The organism is Bacillus salipaludis (genome assembly GCF_004358205.1).
On the sequence record NZ_SMYO01000011.1, the window covers coordinates 172,636 to 193,341 of the forward strand.

A 20,706-nucleotide genomic window follows, 5' to 3' on the forward strand; every position below is an offset into this window, starting at 1 on the left:
CATAAAAAAAACGGAGGTCAAAACCTCCGTTTTCACTATAAAATTAGCTTATTTTGGAAATCGCAACTGCACAGGCCTTATATTCAGCAGTTCCGGAAATAGGATCAAATTCATTTAAGGTTAAAATATTGGTAGGAGTTTCGCTCCAGTGAAAACTCATGAACACTAGACCAGGTACCACTTGAACAGTTATTTTCGCCTTAACGTTTAATTCTCCTCTACGGGAACGTACCTGAACAACCTCGCCCTCTGCGATTCCTAATAAGATTGCATCTTCCGGATGAATATCAACAGTTTCTTCTGTCTGTTTTATCTTTACTCCAGCTGCATAATGACGTGTTTGTGAGTGCGTATTATAGGATTCATATCGGCGTCCGGTTGTGAGCAAAAAAGGATATTCCTCATTCGGACGCTCTAATGGCTGTGTGTAGTCAACAGGGACAAATGGTGCTTTTTTACTTAGTTGCTTTTCTTGGTGAAATCGCTCATGCATGACAAAAGTGCCCGGATGGTCTTCCGTTGGACATGGATAATGGAGACTGTACTCTTTTTCCAGACGTTCATAGGAAATACCACCATACATCTCCCATGCAAGCCTTCTCACTTCATCCCAGATTTCCTCACTGCTGTTATACTTCATCGTGTAGCCCATTATTGTTGAAAGTTCGCAAAGAATTTCCCAATCTTCTTTTACATTCGGATGGGACTCAACTGCTTTCCGTACCCTTTGAATACGTCGATCTGTATTTGTATACGTTCCATCCACTTCACCCCAAGAACGGGCCGGCAACACGACATCCGCCATTTGGGCTGTCTTCGTTAAAAAGATGTCTTGAACAACTAATAAGTCGAGCTTTTCTAATAATGTTTTAGTATGATTCATATGAACATCAGCTAAAAGTGGATTTTCTCCTATCACATAAAGAGCCTTTAAGGCACCCGTTTCAATCCTATCAAAGGTTCTGGTTTGTGTATCACCTGCGATTGGGTTCAACACCACATTCCATTCTTTTTCATACCGACCCCGATATTCCTCGTTTGTAAGACTCATTGCCCCTGCCAATTGATTTGGCAAACTGCCCATATCTCCCGCTCCCTGAACATTATTTTGCCCCCTAAGCGGCATAATTCCGGTACCTTCCCTGCCAATATTGCCGGTTAATAATGCTAGATTCGCAATATCAAAAACATTATTTACCCCGCAATGGTGTTCCGTAATCCCAAGAGTATAGGCAATCATGGAGCCGCTTGAGGCATTTTGAGGCATTAAAAATTGCTGGGGTGAACAATGTAAGGGAGGTTATATCGTAATGTTAATCAGCGAACTTTTAGAGGAATATTTGTTGGAAATCGATGCAAGAGGACAAAGTAAAACAACAATCAAAACGACCAAAGACTCAATTGACACTTTCATAAAGTTTACTGGGGACATCTCTATATTCAAGGTGAATAAGATAATAATTAATAAGTACATCATCGACCAAAGAACGAGATGCAAAAACAATACAATTAACAACCGAATCATATATTTGAGGGGATTGTACAAATATGCAGTTGAGCAAGAACTAATAGAAAAGAGTCCCTTTAAGAATGTGGAGTTTTTAAAGAAACCAAAGGTGATGATTAAGACATATTCACCAGATGACATTCAAAAGATATTGGGATCATTGAAAGGACGAGATTTCCTGACAGTTCGAAACAGGACTTTGATAACTTTATTAGTTGAAACAGGAATCCGAAATAGTGAACTTTGCGGAATCAAATTAGAGGACGTTTACGAGGGTTCTATTAGGATTTTAGGCAAAGGCAATAAGATAAGATTCGTTCCTATCTCTAAACCTCTTCGACTCCAATTGTTAAGGTATATGAGGGTCAGAAACAAGTATACACTGAATCATCCATCTGACTATTTGTTTGTCAATAGATTGAGACAACCGATGACAAGACCTACTTTATTGAAAGCGATTAAAGACATCGGTAAAAAATTAGGGGTCGATGTTGCAACAACGATTCATAATTTTAGAAGATACTTTGCCCAGCAACTATTGAATGATGTTGACATATACATTATTAGTCGCTTACTGGGACATTCCCACTTAGCGACAACCGAGTTATACATTAGAAGTATTGAAGATACCACAATAGTCGAAAAGGGTGCCACCTACTCACCATTAAGTAAAAAGAAATAGTCCAAGTACAGTCCTTGGTCTTTTTTTATCGAAATATTTCGAACTGTATTCCAGTGTTTCGGATATTCTATAATTTCCGTTACTGAGGGTCAACCCTTTGTGGTTTTTTATGCAATCAATTGAATATTTAACTATTCCTTTGAGAACCAAGATTGAATAAACAATGAATACAACATCAAGAAGAACAAGGGATCATAAAAATTGCACACATCAGGAGAGGTTCCTTTTCCTGTTTCCGTTTCGACACCTGACAAGAACGTCAAAAGCCTTTAGAGACAAGGGGGTCACCAAAGTAACCTGTGTTACCTCGTTCAAACTTCGATTTTCTTATATTGAAGTTAGTTCTTTTAAGTAATGTTATATTATTTTAATTAATTTAAAAAATAGTAACCAATATATTATCAAGCTTACTCTCCCAAGGGATTGAGCCATTTACCGACGGTTACCTCGAGGGTAACGGACACCCCTTCAACCCTTGATAATACTGGATTTTGGTGTAACCTCCTGATACCTCTTGAACTGGTAACAAACAAAAAAGGACTCCCATTTATTGAGAGTCCTTGTTCACATATCCTGTAAACTTTTCAATAATAGACTTGAGTTCAACAAATCTTTGATAACCTTGATGCCATTTTCCCCACTCAAGATTCAGCATACAGTTATTTGTTCTGTCACCGTTAATATGGAAAATAAGATTCTTTGTCTCATCCTCATTTGGTAAAAATGCCTCAGCTACAAGACGGTGAACGGGGAATACTTTTGACCACCCATTATTACTCAAAGTCACATATAAAAAACCATCTCTCTTAGACTGTTTTAAAACTTTCCATCTTCCTCCTGAGAACCAGCTTCTCACGTTTCCGAAATTAGAGACTTGATATACTCCGTTATAACCTCGAATATCTTTCCACTCTTCATTAACCTTCCAAAATTCTTTCATCTCATTTCCAGTGTTCAATGTTTCCATTTCCTATCCCTCCAGAGTATTTTTTTTGCTGGGGTGCTTTTGATGTTATCTCAACCCCTCTGACTCATCTCAGCTCAACTATTCTCATCTTTATATGTCTTACGTTTGTTATATCGTTCAAGCCTTTATTTTTGCACAAAGGGTTTAAGGAAAAATCAAACCTTATCCATTAACATAAAACAAATCATTTGTCAATAGCCTCATTTTGGACGAATTTAGAACGATGCGGACTCCTCTAATCTTAATATACCCTAAAACCCTAAAAACGCTCCTGAGCCAAATATGAGCCTCTGAGCAACTCAGGTCAGAGTCGGCAACAGAGGAGAACGATAAAAGTAACCTTGAAATCGAAATCGTAACGATTCGGAAACCGTCAGAAAGTCAATGGCGGCAAGGGATAAAGATATATTAGTTACTTATTACTTTTTTAAATTTAAAAAATATATAAGTATATATACATATAAGCAAATTCTCAATATCGAAAATAAGCAAAAATAAAAAGGTAACTCAGGTTACATCGGTAACTCCCTTACTCTTCCAACGCTTTGACCCTCCTCTGATTGGTGTCATTTTTGACAACCAGGTAAGTGACCCAAATTTTCTCTTGACTTTTTCAACTTTTTTTGTATTTCTTTGTGCAAAAATGAGGTTTCATACGATATATAAACATAAGAAGTTTATTTACAAATAAGATTCTCAAGGATGTGAACCAAATGGAAAAGCAATCTAAACTCGTCAATTTCAAAATGAACGAGAATGACTTAAAAGTATTTACTGACTACGCTGATAAGAATGATTTAAACAAATCGGCTTTCATTAGAAGAGCCATCAAAAACATGATGGAACAAGATAACAAGAAATAACATGAGACTCTTAAGAGCCTCACCTTGGATTGCTGACAAGGGTCGTGACTTACCCCCTGACACTCCTCTCTCTTAATCGTCAGCAATCCAAAGGGAGGCTTTCGGTTCTCCTTTTTATCATGGGAGTATGGTGTCTCCCACCAATGTAACAAACGATTTTCTGAGGTTCACGATTTGCAGAGTCGTGACAACATTTGAACACCGATTGCGGAAACAGTCGGGTGCATCAAGACCTCTAGTACTTGATAGTTGTTCGATGTCAAATTTCTGCTTTTATGCTCCGTCACGAGTCGGCTCATCCTTAACCCGACAAAATGACACGAGTTTCACTTTGCTTTGCCGGATGCCTTCATCATCTAAGCTAAAGCGTTTTTCAAACCCGTTTTTCCGAGGGGATATATCGGAATCCTCCAATTTTGAGTTGGATGACACCTCAGACACAATCAACCTTGATTGTCAGAGGTGCATCCTCTTTTTTTATTCGGGATCATTGAGGGACAAACCCTTGAGACTCCCACCAATACATAGGACTCGTCGGGTGTTCTATTCAAAGCCTTTATGTGGAGGCTTTTTTCTATGTCTAAAAACATAGAGCAAAAGGTCGGAATGACTAACACAAAGAAAGGATGAATTAGATGTCAAAAGCATTAATCGAGGAACGGAACGCATTATTAGACCTCATGGACAACCTTGTAGAAAAAATCAAGGTTGATAAGCGTGGTTTCAATGTTTCCGAGAAACATGAGATAGACATGGCAAAGGCTCGTATCGGTGAAATCGATATGACCCTAGATTTAGAAAAAGAACGACGAGGAGGAATGGAAAATATGCAAGTTATCAAAAATGTTGATGTAGAAAACGAAAAAGAACAACGTGCCTTGGACGAGAAAGCATTCTTGACATGGGTCAAGGAGAACCGTGCAACTGGAGGTATTACCGCTGGTTCCAATGGTGGTGTTATTCCTGTTTCTATTGCAAGTCAAATCATTGACCAGGTTAAAAACATGAGCGGAATCTTACAACGTGCGACCGTGTGGAACGTGCAATCTGATTTAAACATCCCAGTGTATGACTTCACACAACACGTTGTATCGTACTTCACTGAGGGTTCCTCCATCGCAGACTCAAACGCAACTTTCACAACTGTTGCATTGAAAAACGTCATCATTGGAACTCTGACAAAGGTTTCAAACTCCTTTATTAATCGTTCTGATATCAACGTTGTCCCGTTCTTAATCAACGAACTTGCAAAAGCAATCTCTTGGTTCTTAGAGGGTGAACTAATCGCTGGTGTCGGTGGTGCTGGTAAGTTAAACGGACTTGCACAAATCACGGCTGGACAAACCACAACTGGAGCAACCACAATGACGATTACTCCTGACGAGTTAATCAGTTTACAATTGAAAGTTCCTCAAGTGTACCAAGAGAACGCTTGCTGGCTAATGAGTCCGTCAACCTTTGCTTATATCCGTTCTCTTAAAGCAACAACTGGTCAATCATTATTCACTGATGGCGGTCTTTCTAATAAGTACGATTACCTATTACTTGGTAAGCCAGTTCTTTTAAGCGACCGTGTTCCTAATATGGCTGTCAACGCGCTCGAAATCTTCTATGGTGATTTCTCAGGCTTACATGTTAAGATGACAAACAACATGGAAATCAAGGTTTTACTAGAACGATATGCTGAAATGTATCAAACTGGTATCTCTGCATTTATCGAAATGGACTCGGCTCTTGCTGAACCAGCTAAAATTGTTTGTTATAAAGGAAAGTAATCAAATAGAGAGACTCCGAGGAGCCTCTTTTTTAATTCAACTAAAGGAGGTTTAAACAATGCCAGTAAATCAAAATAACTACCCTCACGCAATGGCAGACGACCCAGTCACGGGGAAACCGATGGAAAAAGCGGGTTATCATAAGTTCGGAAGTTTTGACAGGATAAAGTCAGGCTCACTATATGGGTCAATCAGTATCGGCACAAGTGCGACACCTGTCCGAGTTGGAGGAAGTGATTTAGCGACTAGGCATACTCTTTTGATTGTTAACGATGACCCTACAAATTCTATCTACATCGGGTTCGATGCCTCGGTCACGGTTGCCAATGGGATTCCTATTCGACCTAATGAGGAAAGACAGTTGTTGTTAGACCCTGTCAGCGGGTTGACCATTTACGGAATTGCATCGGTTTCAACATCCGTTGTCGTCGCGGAAATGAAATAGAATCACCCTGACCCTTGAGTTAATCAGGGGTCTTTTTTATCATGGGCCAAAAGTCCACCAGTAAGAACCATCTTAACCCCTCGTGAGCCTTGGTCAGCTGGAGGGGTTATTTCTATTATGGGCATCATGCCCACCAACACTTAAAAACTGATTGAGGCTCAAGGAGAAAACCTTTCCTATGGAAAGAGACGAAACCCTTAAGCCTTTTGCTTATTTATTCATATTACCTTTTTCTGGTACAGGTGCTTGTAAAGGAACAGCAGGTGCTAAAAGTTCAGTAGTTTTTTCTCGTACAGGTGCTGCTAAAGGAACAGCAGCAGATATAATTCCAGGCGCCACTGGAGGATGTATTTGATACCATTCAGGCAGAACAGCGGAACGTTTAATAGGACCAGAACTACCGATTTGCAAAACTGCAGTATTGACCATTTCGGTGATTTTCAAAAAATTTATTTTAATACCTACTCGAGTTTTAAAATCCACATTAATCACCCCTTATGATTATATGCTCAATTCCTAATATTTTATGTGTAACTAAGAACATTGGGACGGTGACCATACACCACTCTGGAGACACTTGAAGCTGTTTGGTGCTAGTTGTTGGTCAATAAGGGGAAGAACATCCCCCCGCACCTCCCAAATGATTTTGGATCCCCTAGCGTAGACCACGCCTCCACAACGGCTATCAATGTTTTCCCGGAATGAATTTTTATTTCGATTACTGAACTTTACAGGTGATATCATTTTAGCTTTTTTGACTTATCTTCTCCTTAACTTATAAATTTTGGTAAACTGATATAAAGGCATCATTTTTAGAGAGGAGAAATAGTAAGAAAGTTAGATAAAAAGGGGGAATATGTGTGTATTATAGAATCGGGAGCATTGAGGAGAAAAAAAGTGGAGAACACGAAGTTAATATAACTAGAGATTTTACACGAGAAGAATATGACATCTTTGTTGAGAATGGGAAATATCTTGGATTGCACCTTAAAAACAAGCATTTATATAACCTACTTGTGAGAAACGGAGAAGAATTGGAAAGCTATTTGAAAGGAATTAAAGGTGAAGGAAAAGAGGATTTAAAAAATGGAGACTATGTTATCTTTGAATCAAACAGATTATTTATGAATTATTTATCAATGCTTAGAACTTACGATGACCATATTTCTTCCGCCCTATCTCAGACATTTAACCCAGAGGTTAAAGACCAGTTTAAATCCTTCTTATCGGAATTGTATGATGAATTTTTTACATATCGTTTTATTGTAAGACTAAGGAATTTAGCACAGCACTTTGACATTCCAATATCTTCTTTGACAACAAATCTTCATGGAAACTTTGTAATTATGAAAAAAGACCACTTATTGAAATATGATGGTTGGAGTACTGTAAAGAAAGAAATAAAAGAAATGGAAGAAGAAATAGGAATCCAAGGTTTAGCGTATTCCATGAATGGAATTATGCACAATGCTTATTCCTTTGTAATGCTTTTGTATGTTGAAAATATTGTTAATGCCTGTAAATGGATTTCATCTTTGCAAAAGGAGTTCTCTGGGAAACCGACAATAATTGCTACTGCAAATTCACGTGACGATTTTAAATCTGGAGATATAGGTTTCATTCAAATGAACAGTAAATCATTTATAGATGCAATACATGATTTGAATGAACTTCCAAATGTAAACATTAAAATTAATTAATTTATCCCTAATTCAAGGACAGGTGCAATAGTTACAGAAAACTAAAGCCCATTTTTTTAAATTTTTAAAGTGAGTGGCTAAACTGTCACCCACATTTCATAATTATTCTAATAAAACACTTCCTAAATAAGATATGCTGAGTTCGTATCATAATTTAGGAGGTGCTTTAATTTGTACAAGATGCAATTTATCAAAACTGACACCCAAGAGATTTTACGAGAAGTTGATTATGAAAAACCCGACATAATCAATAGCATAATTGAACAGTTTGAAGAAGAACGTGTTACAGATGCCTTTCTTATGGATAGTCGAAAGAGACTTTTTAAGGCTGATTATGTTACATATTCAGTTGTGGGATCTAATGTCTATAGGTTTTTCTTTAAAGTAAAGTTGCATGATGTGCAACCGATGTTAGCTAGAAGAAACTAATGTGTAAAGGGTCGCTGATGCGACTCTTTTCCGAATGAAATAATGGGACATTTGTCTTAAATAATTGGTAAATTGAGGAACGGCAATTTATAATCAAATTAGATACATACATACAACGGGGGTGGAGTTAATGGATACGATTCAAGAAACCATTAAATTAGCTGGTTGGGGTAGAAAAAAAGCCATGGAAAAACAAATAGCACTGTTTGAGAATGGTTTGCAAAAAGGAGAAAAATTACTGGGTGTAGGAGCATCTTATCCAAAGCCGACTCAGCAAATCTATGTTACTGATAAAAGGATAATAGTCCATAAAATTGAAGGTATCCTTGAAAATAAAAAAACTGAAATTCCTATACCATCTATTAGTTCCATAAATGCTAACACTAAAGGGTTAGGAGCAAATATTGATATTGTGGCTTCAAACAATAAGGCATCTATAGAACATTTGCACTTACATATAGCACAAGAATTAAAGAAAATAATTGATTCTTTATTAATTCCACCTTCGGAACAATTCGCCCCTATAGAACATACTCCTGTCGATGTTACGGAACAAATAAAGAAATTGGCTGAACTTAGAGATACTGGTATTTTAACAGATGAGGAGTTCAGTGCTAAAAAGAAGCAATTACTTGGTATTTAATAAGAAACTAGTGTATAAAGGGTTGCTGATGCGACTCTTTTTTATTCAACTAACTGGGCAGGTTAATTTAAGTGTAATTATTCACAATCTGTTTTTCTAAATGTCCTTTTCCTCCACACAAAAAGACTCCCATCACATGAAAAGGAGAATGATTTCATTATGTAATCATCCCCTCAAATAGTTTGAAAATGCTTATAGTGATATTACTCCTCAATTACTAGCTAAACGTTTTTCAAATTCAGCCTTAAACAGCAGAATAGCATCAATATTTACAGCAAAATCGTGGTCACTGATATTAAAATTAGTTATAAACCCGTCAGACTTCTCACGAACCATAATTGTCGGAAGGTTATTGTCTCCAATAGTTTCCAGAGTTACACCACTTCCATAAATATACCAGTTAGTTTCAGTAGGCTTATTTACTGCATTTTTAGATAAATCATTTTTTATTATTTCGCATAAATTATCCATAAAATCTTCATTAAGATTAATGATTTTTCCATGCTCACCATCAACTGTTATATCAGCATCTCCATACCAAATATTCCTGCTTGCTCGCCTTCCTTCATTTGAAGTGTATGTTTCATCATACAAAATTTTCATTTTCATTACCCTCCGTAAAACAAAATTACTTTACACTATTTTACAACAATTAGAAATTTTAAGCAAAATTGCTATTAGTCTCACTAACTTGTAAGAGTCAGCAAGCTTCTTCTTTGTATAGACAGCGAACATTGTGAATAAATGCACTTAAACTAACGGGTGCTTTAGTTCTAAAATGTCATTCTGATTGTTTTCCTTAAAGCCTATTTGACCTCCTCTAATACCCAGCACTTCTCAACCTAGCAAGGATGCTCTCCTTTGTTGCGGTTGTTTTTGGTGCTGGTGCAACATAGTCCTCGTTCATATACTCAGGGATCATCTCGGTTCTGATAGGTTTTTTGCCCCACTTTTGACCGCCATTTTGAGCCTTCTCTTGACTCCTCTGAACGCCCTTTTCCCTTTTAGACGCCAATGACATTAGAATCCTTTTCAGCGACCTCTTGAGCGATTTTTTGAACCTTTTCAGCGGTCTTTTTGATAGTTTCTTTAGTCTTTGATGTAATTGCTTGAATCATATCAGAGACTTTGCTCATTAACTCGACAATCGTTGGGATTATGTAAAAGTTGTTTCGGATTCCTTCCACTTTGACCACAATCAATAGACCCTTCTCCACCAACTGAGCAACGATTTTATTCGCTCTCGTGCGGTCTACTCCTAATTTTTCAGCAATCTTACTTTGAGAAGGAAAAGAAACACCTTGGCAAAGTTCAGATAATCCAGCTATGTACAAAAAAGCGTTGTATTCTTGTGTTCCGAAGTCAAAATATTCGTTGATGGTTTCTATCATGGACTTGAAATCATAATCGGTTCTAGTAGATAAGGCTTGAGCAGTTGCTAACATCATCTTGTTACTTGTCATCGTGTTTCCCTCCTTTCGTCCTTGAAACTGAGACGGCTCTCAGACTCCGTCTTGCTCATAACCAAGTTTCAATCTTAACTATCAATTACTACTCTCCTAATATAACATTAGTACACACTAGGTGTCCACACCTAGTTTACACTTTTTACACATATTTTCATATAATGTCCACACAGTGTATAATGGTAGTAGAAATACAGTTACAAAGGAGTGATTAAAAAATGGCAATTAGTGGAGACAAAAAGAGAATAGTCGTCACAATTGAAAAGGACTTGGAGCCAAAACTAAGAGCATTAGCAGAAAAAGATAATAGGAACCTTTCTAATTACATTGCTACCCTATTGGAGAGACATATTGAGGAAAATAAAAAAGACATCCAGTAAAAACGGGATGTCTTTTCTTTAACCTAGAGAACTTGAACCGCTGGGATTAATTATTTTTAAGGTATTTAAAGCATTTAAAGAATATAAAGAGATTAGTGTGGTGTTGGTAGTGTCGGGGTAGGTGTTATAGATAGTGCCATTGGTAATGACAGAAACATATGTTCTTTTTTAAATCTAAAAAATAGACCCTCTGACAGGTTCTATAAACACTTTACAGTTAACAATATGATAATGTATGATGAAGGTATAATACCCATTAAAACCGCGTTCTATCAAGCCTTGAACACCGGATAATCAAGCATTTTACACGCAATATCAAAAACATTATTTACCCCGCAATGGTGTTCCGTAATCCCAAGAGTATAAGCAATCATGGAACCGCTTGAGGCAGCATATTCTCTTGCTGTTGCAACAATATCCGCAGGATTTAACCCGGAAATTTCAGCCGCATATTCAGGTGTATAAGGTTCTACGAGCCTTTCAAGCTCAGCAAAATCAATCGTAAATTGCTGTATAAACTCTAGGTCATATAAACCTTCTTTAATAATTACCCGAATAAGCGCATTAATAAGCGCGATATCCGAACCGACATTAATTTGTAAATGACGATGGGCAACTTTCACCATATCAATTTTTCTTGGGTCAATGACGATAATTTTCAAACCTGCTTTGGCTGCCTTTTTTATTCGATTTGCGATAATTGGATGGGCCTCAGTTGTGTTTGACCCCATTAACAGCAATACTTCCGCTTTATCAATATCTTCAAGTGTATTAGTTGGGAAACCGCTTCCAAAAACAGTTGCCAGACCGGCAACGCTAGGGGCGTGTCACGTTCGGTTACATCCGTCGATATTATTACTGTCAATCACAGTCCTCATAAATTTTTGCGTGATAAAATTGGATTCGTTCGTGGTCCGCGCACAGGCAAACATAGAAATCGCATTTGGTCCCCACTCGTCTTTAATTTCTCCCAATTTCCTTGCAATAAATTCATAAGCTTCATCCCATGTTGTTTCAACCAGTTTTCCGGCTATGCGAATAAGGGGAGAGGTTAGTCTATTTTTTGCGTGAACATATTCATAGGCAAATGCTCCTTTTACACAGGTTTGTCCATTGTTGACAGGAGCCTCCTTATCACCGCGGATCTTCTTGATTTTATTATCCTGGACCTCGAGCACTAAGCCGCAGCCGGTTCCACAATAACCACAAATGGTCTTTACCAAAGATGTTTCACCCATTATCTTCCCTCCTTTAATTAAACTAGAATCCCTACTACCATCATAATAATCTATTCTTTTCATCATGTAAGTTTCTTTTTTGACTCAAATTTGTCTATTTTTCGAAAACTAGAAAAGCAAAAGCACCTAGCTCAGACCCCACAAGCGCTGGAGCTAGACAAATAAAAAACGGGAGAATTGATCTCCCGTTTTTTGTCAGGCTGTTTTAGCCGGCAATAATATATTAAAGGTGGTACCTTTATTTGGTTCGCTTTCAACAAACACTTTTCCGTTATGGCTTTCAATGATTTTAAAGCTGACCATTAATCCTAACCCGTTTCCATTTTTCTTTGTGGTGAAAAACGGTTCTCCCAAGTTCTTTAATTTCTCTTTTGGGATCCCAACACCCGTGTCTTGAATCGAAATTTGTACGTTATTCTCATGAATAAGCGTTTTAACGTTCAGTTCACCGCCATTCGGCATCGCTTCGATTCCATTTTTAATAAAGTTTAAAAAGACTTGCTTTAGACGGTTTTCATCGCATTCAATCTGAATAATTTCTTGATTACACTCAAAATACAGGCGGACATTTTTCTTTCTTGCCTCAAATTCCAGTAAAGATACCACATTTTTAATGACTGGAACAACATTCTTTTCCTCTAATTCAACCGCTTTTGGTTTTGCTAACACCATAAAATCCTCAACAATCGTGTTAACCCGTTCTATTTCATCAAGAATGATGTTCAAGAACTCCAACCGTTCAGGGTCCTTTTCATCTAATTGAAGAAATTCAGCATAACCTCGCATCGAGGTTAACGGATTCCGTATTTCATGAGCTACCCCTGCCGCCAATTGACCGACGGCCGCAAGCTTATCCTGACGATGAAGGACTTCTTCCGAACGTTTACGTTCGGTAATATCATTGCGAATCGCTAAATACTGATAAGGTTTACCCTGGTCATTCAAGAAGGGAATTATGGTTGTATCGACCCAATAATAGGTGCCATCCTTGGCCTTATTTCTAATTTCCCCTTTCCAAACATTCCCCTCGCCAATTGTTTTCCATAAACTTTTGAAATATCTCTTGGAATGGAAACCAGAATTTAATATATTATGATCTTTTCCAATGATCTCCTCACGGCTATACTTTGAAATCTCACAAAACTTATCATTCACGCTGGTAATCTTACCTTGCGCATCGGTAAAAGCAACAATAGATGACTGGTCAAGGGCAAATTTAATATCCGTGTTTTCCTTAACCATTTGTTTTAAATGTTCTTCCGCTTTCTTCCTATTTGAAATATCGGTTCGAATCGCAACATATTGATAGGGTTTGCCGTTCTCATTGAGGAATGGAACAATCGTTGTATCTACCCAGTAATTACTGCCATCTTTTGCCCGGTTACAGATTTCACCCTTCCAAACATTTCCCTGTCCAATCGTTTTCCATAACTCTTTAAAAAATTCTTTTGAGTGGTAGCCAGAATTTAATATCCGATGATCCTGACCGATTAATTCCTTTCGCTGATACTTTGAAATCTCACAGAATTTATCATTAACAGTCGTAATTCGACCCTTCTCATCTGTTATGGCAACAATAGAGGATTGGTCCAGAGCGAATGTAATGTCACGAACTTCCTTAAGCGAATCCAGCAAATCCTGCTCGGCCTGCTTTCGCTTTGAAATATCAGAACGAATCGCAATATATTGGACCGGTTTTCCTTTTTTATTTAAAAAGGGAACAATCGTCGTGTCGACCCAATAAAAAGAGCCATCTTTGGCCATGTTGCGAATTTCTCCTCTCCAGATTTTTCCGGAGGTAATTGTATTCCATAATTCTGCAAAAAATTCTTTTGAATGGTACCCCGAATTTAATATTCGATGGTTTTCACCAAGAATTTCTTCTTTTTTGTATTTTGAAATTTCCTCAAATTTATCATTTACATACATAATCGTTCCACGTTTATCGGTAATGGCAACAATGGTTGATGATTCAAGAGCCGCTTTTATATCATTTAAATTCGTATCCGAAGCAACCAGTTGTTTACTAATTAAGGTACTGGAGGCAATGAGTCCACCAATAATTAAAATGGATACAAATAAGACTAAATAAATAATAAAGGTATCCTCGCCGCTTGAAGGCTTAAGGATTTCAGATGTTGAAAGAATTGTTGTTGCTCTTTTAATTAGAAAATGCCCTTCAGCAATCGCTCCTGCCATAATTACCGCACTAACCGGTTTCAGCCATACTTGATTAGCGTGTGTATAACTCTTTGATGAATATAAAATCCATAATGAAAACATGAAGGTACAAAAAATTAAAATACCAGCTAAAATACATAGCGGAATATTATATTTCAGGGTCACATTCATTGCATAAAGACTTATGATGTGAGTAGCATAAACTGCAACTGTTAAAAGTAATGCACCAATCATTAGCTGGAATAATCGAATTTTTTTACCAAAGAACGGGACAAAAGCCATCCCAGTAAAAGCAATCCCGATAAAAATGGATAAAATGGTAAATGGAATTTGATAACTTGCAAACCGGCTGCTATCCGCCGCAATAAGCCCCATAAAATTCATTACCCAAATTCCAACACCTAATGTTACCGATCCTCCTAAGAATAAAAGGCGTTTATTAGGTTCAGCTGATTTTATTAAGGTAAACATATCTAATGCTGTATAGGAAGCCATTATCGTTAATCCTATGGCAATCAAAATAAAAAAAGGATGAATCGCTCCAAGAACTATATTCATTAACGTGCATCCCTCCAATCTCCATCATTACTATTATGATTGTAATGTAAAGTATTTTATTAGGGAAGTACCAAATAGTAAAAGAAAGCTAATTTTCTACTATCATTTCCTAAAAGTTGTTATTCATCAGAAATAAAAAAACACTCAGGAATCGGGACAATTGAACTATTTTAAAAAAAGTTAAAATTTTTCGAAAAAAGGCCTACACATTTTTAATTTTTTCGTTTATACTGTACTACAACAGATGAATTATTAATAAACTGTATTAAACAAAGGAGGAATTTTAAATGTTAATGAATCCAGTTGAGTTTTTCCGTAACCTACCTAAGAAGGAATGTCCAGAGTGTGGTCAGCATATGGAGGAGCAAGCTGAATCCTACATGATGGAATGTGATCGCTGCCTGTCAAAAAAAGAGGAGTATTAATTTTTTGTCCCTACTGTACTACAACAAAAAAAATATTAATAAGCTGTATATAACAATGGAGGAGATTTAAATGTTAATGAGTCCGGTTGAATTTTTCCGTAATTTGCCTAAGAAGGAATGTCCAGAGTGTGGTCAGCACATGGAGGAACAAGCAGAATCCTACATGATGGAATGCGAACGTTGTTTATCTAAAAAAGAAGAGTAAACCAACTCTCCAGGAAACTGGAGAGTTTTTAATTTGCAATTACTTCCGCCGCAGAAAAAGAATAAACCCATCCCCTGTTGCAAATCATGTAACAAAGGAGTTGAATGACGTGGCAAAGGCAAAAAAAGAAGATTATCTTTCAAATGCACCGAAGCAAGAACAGGTAACAATCGAGAACGGATCCATTTTTCCAAATTTAAAAAATGTTGCCGGTGATTCCGTTGACCGTCACATGGAACTCACCGAAGCCAATATTGTAATAACCGGAGATGAAATTAAACAGCAGAATGAAAACCTGTAAAAAGAATAAAAGACTGTCATAGTACAGTGACAGTCTTTTCAAAATATCTTATATTTTTGGAAGCTCTCTAATTTCAGACATCATTTCATTTCCACACATTGGGCAAAGTAAATCATCTGTAACAAAATCCTTTCGCATCCATCCGATGCAGGAGTCATCTATACATGAGTAAATTTCAGTATCCACAAGGATATTTTCAATTTCTTCTTCTTTAGCTCTTTTACCATAAAAAATGGGAACCGCCTCCTTTTCACTATTGTTAGTATGCACAAAAATCAATTATTTCATTTCTAAAAATGGAATTATCTTTTTTCTATTGAAAGGAGAATACAAATGAGCATAAATTCAAAAAAATTCACGAAGGTTGGGACCGATATTGAAGAAGTTAAAAGATTAAACAGCCGGTCGGGTCTTAGTTATAATGAAGTAAAAAAATTGCTGGCAGAACAATATCGAAAAAATAACAGAGGCTGATTCTTCAGCCTCTTTACGGAAAATAGATCTCAATTTTTTTATTCTCGATATTTAATGAATAATAATTTTTAAACACTGCTTCTGTTTTTAATTCTATTCCGTCAGGTAATTCAATCACGTTAACTGTTTTTCCCTCTTTCCTAAAAGCAAGTATTGAACCATTCATGATAATATCTTCAAACCAAAAACCGTCCCGTTTTACTAATTCTTCGTCTACATAGGTATTCACAACAACCTGCCGATGATGAAATTTTGTCATTTCAGGCATATCAAAGACTCCCTTGGTTCATTTATATCATTCATTTTCCTCCTGTATTCAATATTTGACAAGGAGAAAAGGAATCGATTCCCTATTCAGTATGGTCAATGATAATCCCTTCATGATGCCTTTTAGACAAGATTTTACTTTTCTTCCTGGTTTCCTTTGACTGAAAAATAATATCAAAATCATAATCATCCGGGTAAAGCTCAGCTGCCGAAATATAAAGCTTTAATCTTTTATGGTTTACGGAAATCTTCTCTCCTTTTATTTGAACAAGATAGTTCCCTTGCTGATCTGGACCGGTATAGACGATTCCATACTCATTGGAAGGAGAAATTTTGACATTGTCGCCCTGATGATAAATTGGGACCTTATCATACTCCTTAAAAGTTTCCTTCCGCTTTTGATACTTGTTGACAATGATTTGTTTTTCTATTTCTTTACGTTTCCAGGCATCGATTTCGGCCATTTCATAATGTTTTTCTTCCTTATAGGTAATCACATGTGCCCTTTCAATGATGTTTGGATGGATTCCCAGCTTAAGTGCAATCGCAAATGCCTGGCTTTCTCCCCCTCTGCCAATATGAAGGCGATACGTAGGCGAGAGCGTCTCCAAATCAAACTCCATCGATCCGTTCATAAATCCAGTATGGGCTTCGGCAAATTCCTTTATCTCGCTATAGTGAGTGGTTGCAAATAATGTAGCCCCCTTATCATAGAGTGTTTCTAAAATGGAGGTTGCAAGCCCCATCCCTTCACCAGGGTCCGTCCCCGATCCCAATTCATCTAATAAGACCAATGTTCGATCATTGGTATCCTTTAAAATTTCAATGATATTCACGATTCTAGAACTAAAAGTGCTTAAATTCTCTGTAATGCTTTGGCCGTCCCCAATATCAACAAGAATACGATGAAAAATACTAAGATTACTTCCCGGGGCTGCAGGAATATGAAGGCCGCTTTGTACCATTAGCGTCAATAACCCAACGGTTTTTATCGTTACCGTCTTTCCTCCTGTATTCGGACCGGTGATCACTAATGCATTCGCTGTATTACCTAGTTCCAGTGTTAACGGTACTGCCTTTTCTCCAAGCAATGGATGTCTTGCTTGAATTAATTGGATTTCATGTGATTCATTGATCCCTGCCTTCACACCATTCAGGGTACGGCTATATTTTGCTTTCGCAAATAAAAAATCATAATGAACCATAATTTCCATTGCTGAACAAATTAGCTGTTGATTTTCCTCGACTAAACCAGTTAGATAAACAAGCACCTTTTGTACCTCTACCTCTTCATCTGCTATTAGCCATGTTAATTGATCCTGATAAAGCGAAATTTCCTCCGGCTCTATGAAAAGGGTCGAACCTGATGCAGAGGTATCCAGGACATTACCTTTGATTTTGTTCCGATATTCTTTTTTTATCGGAATGACATATCTCCCATTTCGTTGACTGACAACATTTTCTTGAAGATAGGTTTTATATTTATTGGAACGAATCAACTGCATGGTTTTCTCTTTTAAGCGTTCCTCATGAATAATGACTTGTTTCCTGATTTTTAATAATTCTTTGCTTGCATAATCATCAACCCTGCCATTCCTGATACAGCGGATAATTTCATTCGCAAGCTGAGGCAGATCATTCATTGCCTCGACATAAAAGGAAACTCTAGGAGCGAGGTATTCCTTATCTTTCATAAATCTCCGCATTTTCCTGCAGCAGTCCAAAAACTCATAAAGCTTTGCCAGTTGATCCGGACGGAGTGCTACTCCCTTATTCAATTGCAGGATTAACTGTTTCATACCGTCCATCCCATGTACAGGTACACTTGAGCTTTTTTTTAAAATTTCTACTGCTTCTGACACCTCATCCAGCCATGCTTCAATTTGTTTTAAATGGGTAGACGGTATGAGAGTTAGAATTTTTTCTTTTCCTTCGTTTGTTAAGGCAAATTGAGCAATCTGCTCTTTAATTTGTTGAAATTCTAATGTTTTAAAAGTATGTTGATTCAATTTGGTTTTTCCTCCCTAAAAATAAAAATAGCCGCAATGAACAATGTCATTGCGGCCAACGTGAAAAAATGAGTCTTTCCCCTTCATTTTTTCATGCATAAATTTCCCCAAAATAAAAACTGTCTACACAAGTGTACACAGCATCATCGAAAAGGAATGTATGCTTATGTTCGCTCATTGTTCTTAACTTCATCCCATAGCAAATAAACCCTCTTTCACCCTTTTAAAAAATGAATGAGGCTAACGGAATGATTGTATCCAATTCATGGATTAGTTAAGAACGACACCTAACATAAAAACATACTCCTTACTTTTTACAATTTATCAAATATAGAATATTCAATTTGGAACCAATTGTCAATAATAGAAGAGAAAATCAGATTAGAAATTATTAAAGTAAAACAGGAATAAGATATGGCAAGATACAGGAAGTCAAAATTGCAGCAATTCCCATCGCTGCTCCAGCTACTGCCCCTTGGATTTCCCCCTCCTTGACCGCTTCAGCAGTTCCAATTCCGTGAGCAATCGTGCCAAGTGAAAGGCCGCGGGCAAACGGATGATCAATTTTAAACAAGTTTAATAATTTTGGACCAAACATCGCACCAATTATTCCGGTAATAATCACAAAGGCAACAATTAACGGCAGGTTCACTTTTAATATTTTACCAATCTCTGTTGCCACCGGTACAGTTACAGATTTGATACTTAATGCAAGAAGAGTGGTTCTAGAAAAGAGAAAGGCTTTCGCCATAAACAAGGCAGAGCCAATTGTTATAACAGTCCCTGCAATCAACCCAATCAATGCAGCACCAAAATATTTAGATAAAAGATGCCAATTTTTATATATCGGTACCGCAAGAGCCACTGTAGCGGGGCCAAGCAAAAAGGTCATGATATTCTTTGCGGGAGTATAATCATCATAAGATATATGCAGTCCCAGTAAAATGGCAATAATCAAAATTGTACTTAAAAACACAGGGCTGGTTAATGGTGTGGGATATTTTACCGCTAAAAAAATTGTCAGTCTATAGATTAACAGCGTTAAAAGGATACTAAATAACGTGATCATGATAATCTACTACCTTTTCTTTTTTCTTTATGACAGCCTGAGTTGTTTTTCCAGCCGTTACCAATCCAATGAATGCACTAATAACAAGAATAAACAGAAAAAGCAGCCCTTTATTAAGTAAAGTTGGACCCAGAGTCATTAAACCAACTGAAATTGGAATGAAAAAGAATCCTAAATGCTTCAAAAGCCAGCTGGCAACAAGTTCAATTTGGTCAATTTTTATGATTTTAAGCCAGAGTAGAACTAAAAGAATCATCAAACCCATTACATTCCCAGGGATTTTTAAATGTGTAAAATGGACGGTCCAATTTCCGATTTGATAGATTAAAACTAAGATCAACAATTGGCAGAATATTTTCCAACCCTTTTTCATCCACCGAACCCCCACTCCGTTTTTATTTAGTATAAGGTATAAACTTATGAACAACTATCTTTTGTTCACAAATTATCCATATGATTTTTTTTAAAACTTCTTTATCTTATTGATAGGAGGGATTACAAAATGAAAAAGATCTACCTAATATGTACTCTTGCTGTATTCGTTGGTATAGCAGCTGGAATTGCTTTTTTTCTGATTCGGGATGCAAACACAAAAATACCGTCAAATATTACCTTAATTAACCAAAATGGAGAATCATACAAATTTGGAGCGGATGATTCAAAGCTAAAGCTTGTAGAATTTATTTATACTCATTGTCCTGATATTTGTCCGACAACAACGCAAAAAATGAATGTTTTAAAACAAGAATTGGAGAAAAGCGGTGTTTTTGGCAAGAATATCGAATTTCTTACGATCACCATCGATCCTTACCGCGATACTCCCAAGGTATTAAAAGGATACATGAAAGGATTCGGCATTAGCAGTAATCAAAGTTGGCTGTTTTTAACAGGGGATAGACAGAACATTAAGAGAGATCAGAAGAGTATTAGAGAAATCGCCACCTCTCTACAATTTCAATACAAGGATCCAGGTAACGGACAATTTATCCATACGACGAATACTTATTTAGTAGACCAAAATAATAAGTTTATTGCCAAATTCCCAATGGGAGAAAAATTCGACAAAAAAGAAGTGTATGAAAAAATCATGAATAAAATTAATTAGTTTTACCATTCACTAAA

26 protein-coding genes are annotated in these 20,706 nt (G+C 36.9%); 13 read left to right on the forward strand and 13 right to left on the reverse strand.

From position 1 onward, the window contains the following. Positions 1-43: 43 nt before the first annotated feature. On the reverse strand, positions 44-1,267 hold the full coding sequence (locus E2K98_RS21935) for a molybdopterin oxidoreductase family protein (protein ID WP_133337950.1): 1,224 nt from the start codon (positions 1,265-1,267) through the stop codon (positions 44-46). A gap of 43 nt (positions 1,268-1,310) precedes the next feature. Between E2K98_RS21935 and E2K98_RS21940 the strand changes: the two genes are divergently transcribed. Beyond that, positions 1,311-2,189, forward strand: coding sequence for a tyrosine-type recombinase/integrase (locus tag E2K98_RS21940; RefSeq protein WP_133337952.1), 879 nt, complete (start codon positions 1,311-1,313; stop codon positions 2,187-2,189). 547 nt (positions 2,190-2,736) lie between these two features. Here the strand turns inward: E2K98_RS21940 and E2K98_RS21945 are convergent. Beyond that, positions 2,737-3,156: an NUMOD4 domain-containing protein gene (locus tag E2K98_RS21945; protein WP_133337954.1), complete on the reverse strand. Its 420-nt coding sequence runs from the start codon at positions 3,154-3,156 to the stop codon at positions 2,737-2,739. Positions 3,157-3,869: 713 nt separating this feature from the next. Here E2K98_RS21945 and E2K98_RS21950 point away from each other — a divergent pair. The 3 genes from E2K98_RS21950 to E2K98_RS21960 all read left to right on the forward strand — a co-directional run bounded on the left by E2K98_RS21950 (position 3,870) and on the right by E2K98_RS21960 (position 6,239). Beyond that, a complete protein-coding gene (locus E2K98_RS21950) occupies positions 3,870-4,019 on the forward strand; it encodes a CopG family transcriptional regulator (RefSeq protein ID WP_133337956.1) in 150 nt (49 codons plus the stop codon). A gap of 635 nt (positions 4,020-4,654) precedes the next feature. Further along, entirely contained in the window at positions 4,655-5,794 is a 1,140-nt protein-coding gene (locus tag E2K98_RS21955; RefSeq protein WP_133337958.1) for a phage major capsid protein, read from the forward strand. A 58-nt stretch (positions 5,795-5,852) separates the two neighbouring features. Beyond that, entirely contained in the window at positions 5,853-6,239 is a 387-nt protein-coding gene (locus E2K98_RS21960) for a hypothetical protein (RefSeq protein ID WP_133337960.1), read from the forward strand. A gap of 210 nt (positions 6,240-6,449) precedes the next feature. Here the strand turns inward: E2K98_RS21960 and E2K98_RS21965 are convergent, their stop codons facing one another. Continuing rightward, on the reverse strand, positions 6,450-6,722 hold the full coding sequence (locus E2K98_RS21965; protein WP_133337962.1) for a spore germination protein GerPB: 273 nt from the start codon (positions 6,720-6,722) through the stop codon (positions 6,450-6,452). A 377-nt stretch (positions 6,723-7,099) separates the two neighbouring features. Between E2K98_RS21965 and E2K98_RS21970 the strand changes: the two genes are divergently transcribed. The 3 genes from E2K98_RS21970 (at position 7,100) to E2K98_RS31470 (ending at position 9,011) form a co-directional block, all read left to right on the forward strand. Continuing rightward, on the forward strand, positions 7,100-7,939 hold the full coding sequence (locus E2K98_RS21970; RefSeq protein WP_133337964.1) for a hypothetical protein: 840 nt from the start codon (positions 7,100-7,102) through the stop codon (positions 7,937-7,939). A 171-nt stretch (positions 7,940-8,110) separates the two neighbouring features. Continuing rightward, positions 8,111-8,368 (forward strand): hypothetical protein, encoded by a 258-nt coding sequence (locus tag E2K98_RS21975; RefSeq protein WP_133337966.1) that lies wholly within the window; start codon positions 8,111-8,113, stop codon positions 8,366-8,368. A 130-nt stretch (positions 8,369-8,498) separates the two neighbouring features. Beyond that, positions 8,499-9,011 (forward strand): SHOCT domain-containing protein, encoded by a 513-nt coding sequence (locus tag E2K98_RS31470; RefSeq protein ID WP_208025406.1) that lies wholly within the window; start codon positions 8,499-8,501, stop codon positions 9,009-9,011. A gap of 210 nt (positions 9,012-9,221) precedes the next feature. On the opposite strand, the gene E2K98_RS21985 is transcribed toward E2K98_RS31470, so the two are convergent. The 3 genes from E2K98_RS21985 to E2K98_RS21995 form a co-directional block, all read right to left on the reverse strand. After that, positions 9,222-9,614 (reverse strand): hypothetical protein, encoded by a 393-nt coding sequence (locus E2K98_RS21985; RefSeq protein WP_133337968.1) that lies wholly within the window; start codon positions 9,612-9,614, stop codon positions 9,222-9,224. Positions 9,615-9,831: 217 nt separating this feature from the next. Next, positions 9,832-10,026, reverse strand: a complete 195-nt coding sequence (locus E2K98_RS21990) for a hypothetical protein (protein WP_133337970.1) — start codon at positions 10,024-10,026, stop codon at positions 9,832-9,834. Further along, positions 10,016-10,474, reverse strand: coding sequence for a helix-turn-helix domain-containing protein (locus E2K98_RS21995; protein WP_133337972.1), 459 nt, complete (start codon positions 10,472-10,474; stop codon positions 10,016-10,018). Before E2K98_RS21995 ends, E2K98_RS21990 begins: the two co-directional genes overlap by 11 nt. A 221-nt stretch (positions 10,475-10,695) precedes the next feature. Between E2K98_RS21995 and E2K98_RS22000 the strand changes: the two genes are divergently transcribed. Then, complete coding sequence (locus E2K98_RS22000; RefSeq protein ID WP_133337974.1) at positions 10,696-10,857, forward strand: DNA-binding protein; 162 nt, start codon at positions 10,696-10,698, stop codon at positions 10,855-10,857. Positions 10,858-11,129: 272 nt separating this feature from the next. Here the strand turns inward: E2K98_RS22000 and E2K98_RS31785 are convergent, their stop codons facing one another. Continuing rightward, positions 11,130-12,161, reverse strand: coding sequence for a molybdopterin oxidoreductase family protein (locus E2K98_RS31785; protein ID WP_308913847.1), 1,032 nt, complete (start codon positions 12,159-12,161; stop codon positions 11,130-11,132). Between the two features lie 129 nt (positions 12,162-12,290). Beyond that, positions 12,291-14,834: a PAS domain S-box protein gene (locus E2K98_RS22015; RefSeq protein WP_133337980.1), complete on the reverse strand. Its 2,544-nt coding sequence runs from the start codon at positions 14,832-14,834 to the stop codon at positions 12,291-12,293. A 287-nt stretch (positions 14,835-15,121) separates the two neighbouring features. On the opposite strand from E2K98_RS22015, the gene yhfH (E2K98_RS22020) reads away from it, so the two are divergent. From yhfH (E2K98_RS22020) to E2K98_RS22030, 3 genes are all read left to right on the forward strand, one after another. Next, positions 15,122-15,259, forward strand: a complete 138-nt coding sequence (gene yhfH / locus E2K98_RS22020) for a protein YhfH (protein WP_081810901.1) — start codon at positions 15,122-15,124, stop codon at positions 15,257-15,259. A 70-nt stretch (positions 15,260-15,329) separates the two neighbouring features. Continuing rightward, a complete protein-coding gene (gene yhfH / locus E2K98_RS22025) occupies positions 15,330-15,464 on the forward strand; it encodes a protein YhfH (RefSeq protein WP_081810903.1) in 135 nt (44 codons plus the stop codon). 109 nt (positions 15,465-15,573) lie between these two features. Continuing rightward, positions 15,574-15,765 carry a hypothetical protein gene (locus tag E2K98_RS22030; protein WP_133337982.1) on the forward strand — a complete coding sequence of 64 codons (192 nt, stop codon included), beginning with the start codon at positions 15,574-15,576 and terminating at the stop codon, positions 15,763-15,765. Positions 15,766-15,813: 48 nt separating this feature from the next. On the opposite strand, the gene E2K98_RS22035 is transcribed toward E2K98_RS22030, so the two are convergent. Next, complete coding sequence (locus E2K98_RS22035; protein WP_235824906.1) at positions 15,814-16,035, reverse strand: cold-inducible protein YdjO-related protein; 222 nt, start codon at positions 16,033-16,035, stop codon at positions 15,814-15,816. 63 nt (positions 16,036-16,098) lie between these two features. Between E2K98_RS22035 and E2K98_RS31130 the strand changes: the two genes are divergently transcribed. Then, the gene (locus E2K98_RS31130; protein ID WP_165976343.1) at positions 16,099-16,239 is read left to right on the forward strand and encodes a hypothetical protein; all 141 of its coding nucleotides are present in this window, start codon (positions 16,099-16,101) and stop codon (positions 16,237-16,239) included. 13 nt (positions 16,240-16,252) lie between these two features. Here E2K98_RS31130 and E2K98_RS22040 read toward each other — a convergent pair whose 3' ends face one another. From E2K98_RS22040 to E2K98_RS22055, 4 genes are all read right to left on the reverse strand, one after another. Beyond that, a complete protein-coding gene (locus tag E2K98_RS22040; RefSeq protein WP_133337984.1) occupies positions 16,253-16,507 on the reverse strand; it encodes a hypothetical protein in 255 nt (84 codons plus the stop codon). 82 nt (positions 16,508-16,589) lie between these two features. Next, positions 16,590-18,515, reverse strand: a complete 1,926-nt coding sequence (locus tag E2K98_RS22045) for an endonuclease MutS2 (protein ID WP_133337986.1) — start codon at positions 18,513-18,515, stop codon at positions 16,590-16,592. A gap of 391 nt (positions 18,516-18,906) precedes the next feature. Next, positions 18,907-19,584 carry an LrgB family protein gene (locus E2K98_RS22050; protein ID WP_133337988.1) on the reverse strand — a complete coding sequence of 226 codons (678 nt, stop codon included), beginning with the start codon at positions 19,582-19,584 and terminating at the stop codon, positions 18,907-18,909. Next, complete coding sequence (locus tag E2K98_RS22055) at positions 19,568-19,957, reverse strand: CidA/LrgA family protein (RefSeq protein WP_133337990.1); 390 nt, start codon at positions 19,955-19,957, stop codon at positions 19,568-19,570. The genes E2K98_RS22050 and E2K98_RS22055 overlap by 17 nt, the downstream gene beginning before the upstream one ends. 129 nt (positions 19,958-20,086) lie before the next feature. Between E2K98_RS22055 and E2K98_RS22060 the strand changes: the two genes are divergently transcribed. Further along, positions 20,087-20,689 carry an SCO family protein gene (locus E2K98_RS22060; protein ID WP_133337992.1) on the forward strand — a complete coding sequence of 201 codons (603 nt, stop codon included), beginning with the start codon at positions 20,087-20,089 and terminating at the stop codon, positions 20,687-20,689. Positions 20,690-20,706 lie beyond the last annotated feature (17 nt).

What these genes read in the sequence shown, in the direction of transcription:
- E2K98_RS21950 (WP_133337956.1), top strand. Translation starts at nt 3,870, where the DNA reads ATGGAAAAGCAATCTAAACTCGTCAATTTCAAAATGAACGAGAATGAC.
- E2K98_RS21985 (WP_133337968.1), bottom strand. Translation starts at nt 9,614, where the DNA reads ATGAAAATTTTGTATGATGAAACATACACTTCAAATGAAGGAAGGCGA.
- E2K98_RS31470 (WP_208025406.1), top strand. Translation starts at nt 8,499, where the DNA reads ATGGATACGATTCAAGAAACCATTAAATTAGCTGGTTGGGGTAGAAAA.
- yhfH (WP_081810901.1), top strand. Translation starts at nt 15,122, where the DNA reads ATGTTAATGAATCCAGTTGAGTTTTTCCGTAACCTACCTAAGAAGGAA.
- yhfH (WP_081810903.1), top strand. Translation starts at nt 15,330, where the DNA reads ATGTTAATGAGTCCGGTTGAATTTTTCCGTAATTTGCCTAAGAAGGAA.
- E2K98_RS22050 (WP_133337988.1), bottom strand. Translation starts at nt 19,584, where the DNA reads ATGATCACGTTATTTAGTATCCTTTTAACGCTGTTAATCTATAGACTG.
- E2K98_RS22040 (WP_133337984.1), bottom strand. Translation starts at nt 16,507, where the DNA reads ATGCCTGAAATGACAAAATTTCATCATCGGCAGGTTGTTGTGAATACC.
- E2K98_RS21995 (WP_133337972.1), bottom strand. Translation starts at nt 10,474, where the DNA reads ATGACAAGTAACAAGATGATGTTAGCAACTGCTCAAGCCTTATCTACT.
- E2K98_RS21935 (WP_133337950.1), bottom strand. Translation starts at nt 1,267, where the DNA reads ATGCCTCAAAATGCCTCAAGCGGCTCCATGATTGCCTATACTCTTGGG.
- E2K98_RS21960 (WP_133337960.1), top strand. Translation starts at nt 5,853, where the DNA reads ATGCCAGTAAATCAAAATAACTACCCTCACGCAATGGCAGACGACCCA.
- E2K98_RS21955 (WP_133337958.1), top strand. Translation starts at nt 4,655, where the DNA reads ATGTCAAAAGCATTAATCGAGGAACGGAACGCATTATTAGACCTCATG.
- E2K98_RS31130 (WP_165976343.1), top strand. Translation starts at nt 16,099, where the DNA reads ATGAGCATAAATTCAAAAAAATTCACGAAGGTTGGGACCGATATTGAA.
- E2K98_RS21945 (WP_133337954.1), bottom strand. Translation starts at nt 3,156, where the DNA reads ATGGAAACATTGAACACTGGAAATGAGATGAAAGAATTTTGGAAGGTT.
- E2K98_RS22055 (WP_133337990.1), bottom strand. Translation starts at nt 19,957, where the DNA reads ATGAAAAAGGGTTGGAAAATATTCTGCCAATTGTTGATCTTAGTTTTA.
- E2K98_RS22015 (WP_133337980.1), bottom strand. Translation starts at nt 14,834, where the DNA reads ATGAATATAGTTCTTGGAGCGATTCATCCTTTTTTTATTTTGATTGCC.
- E2K98_RS21940 (WP_133337952.1), top strand. Translation starts at nt 1,311, where the DNA reads ATGTTAATCAGCGAACTTTTAGAGGAATATTTGTTGGAAATCGATGCA.
- E2K98_RS22060 (WP_133337992.1), top strand. Translation starts at nt 20,087, where the DNA reads ATGAAAAAGATCTACCTAATATGTACTCTTGCTGTATTCGTTGGTATA.
- E2K98_RS22000 (WP_133337974.1), top strand. Translation starts at nt 10,696, where the DNA reads ATGGCAATTAGTGGAGACAAAAAGAGAATAGTCGTCACAATTGAAAAG.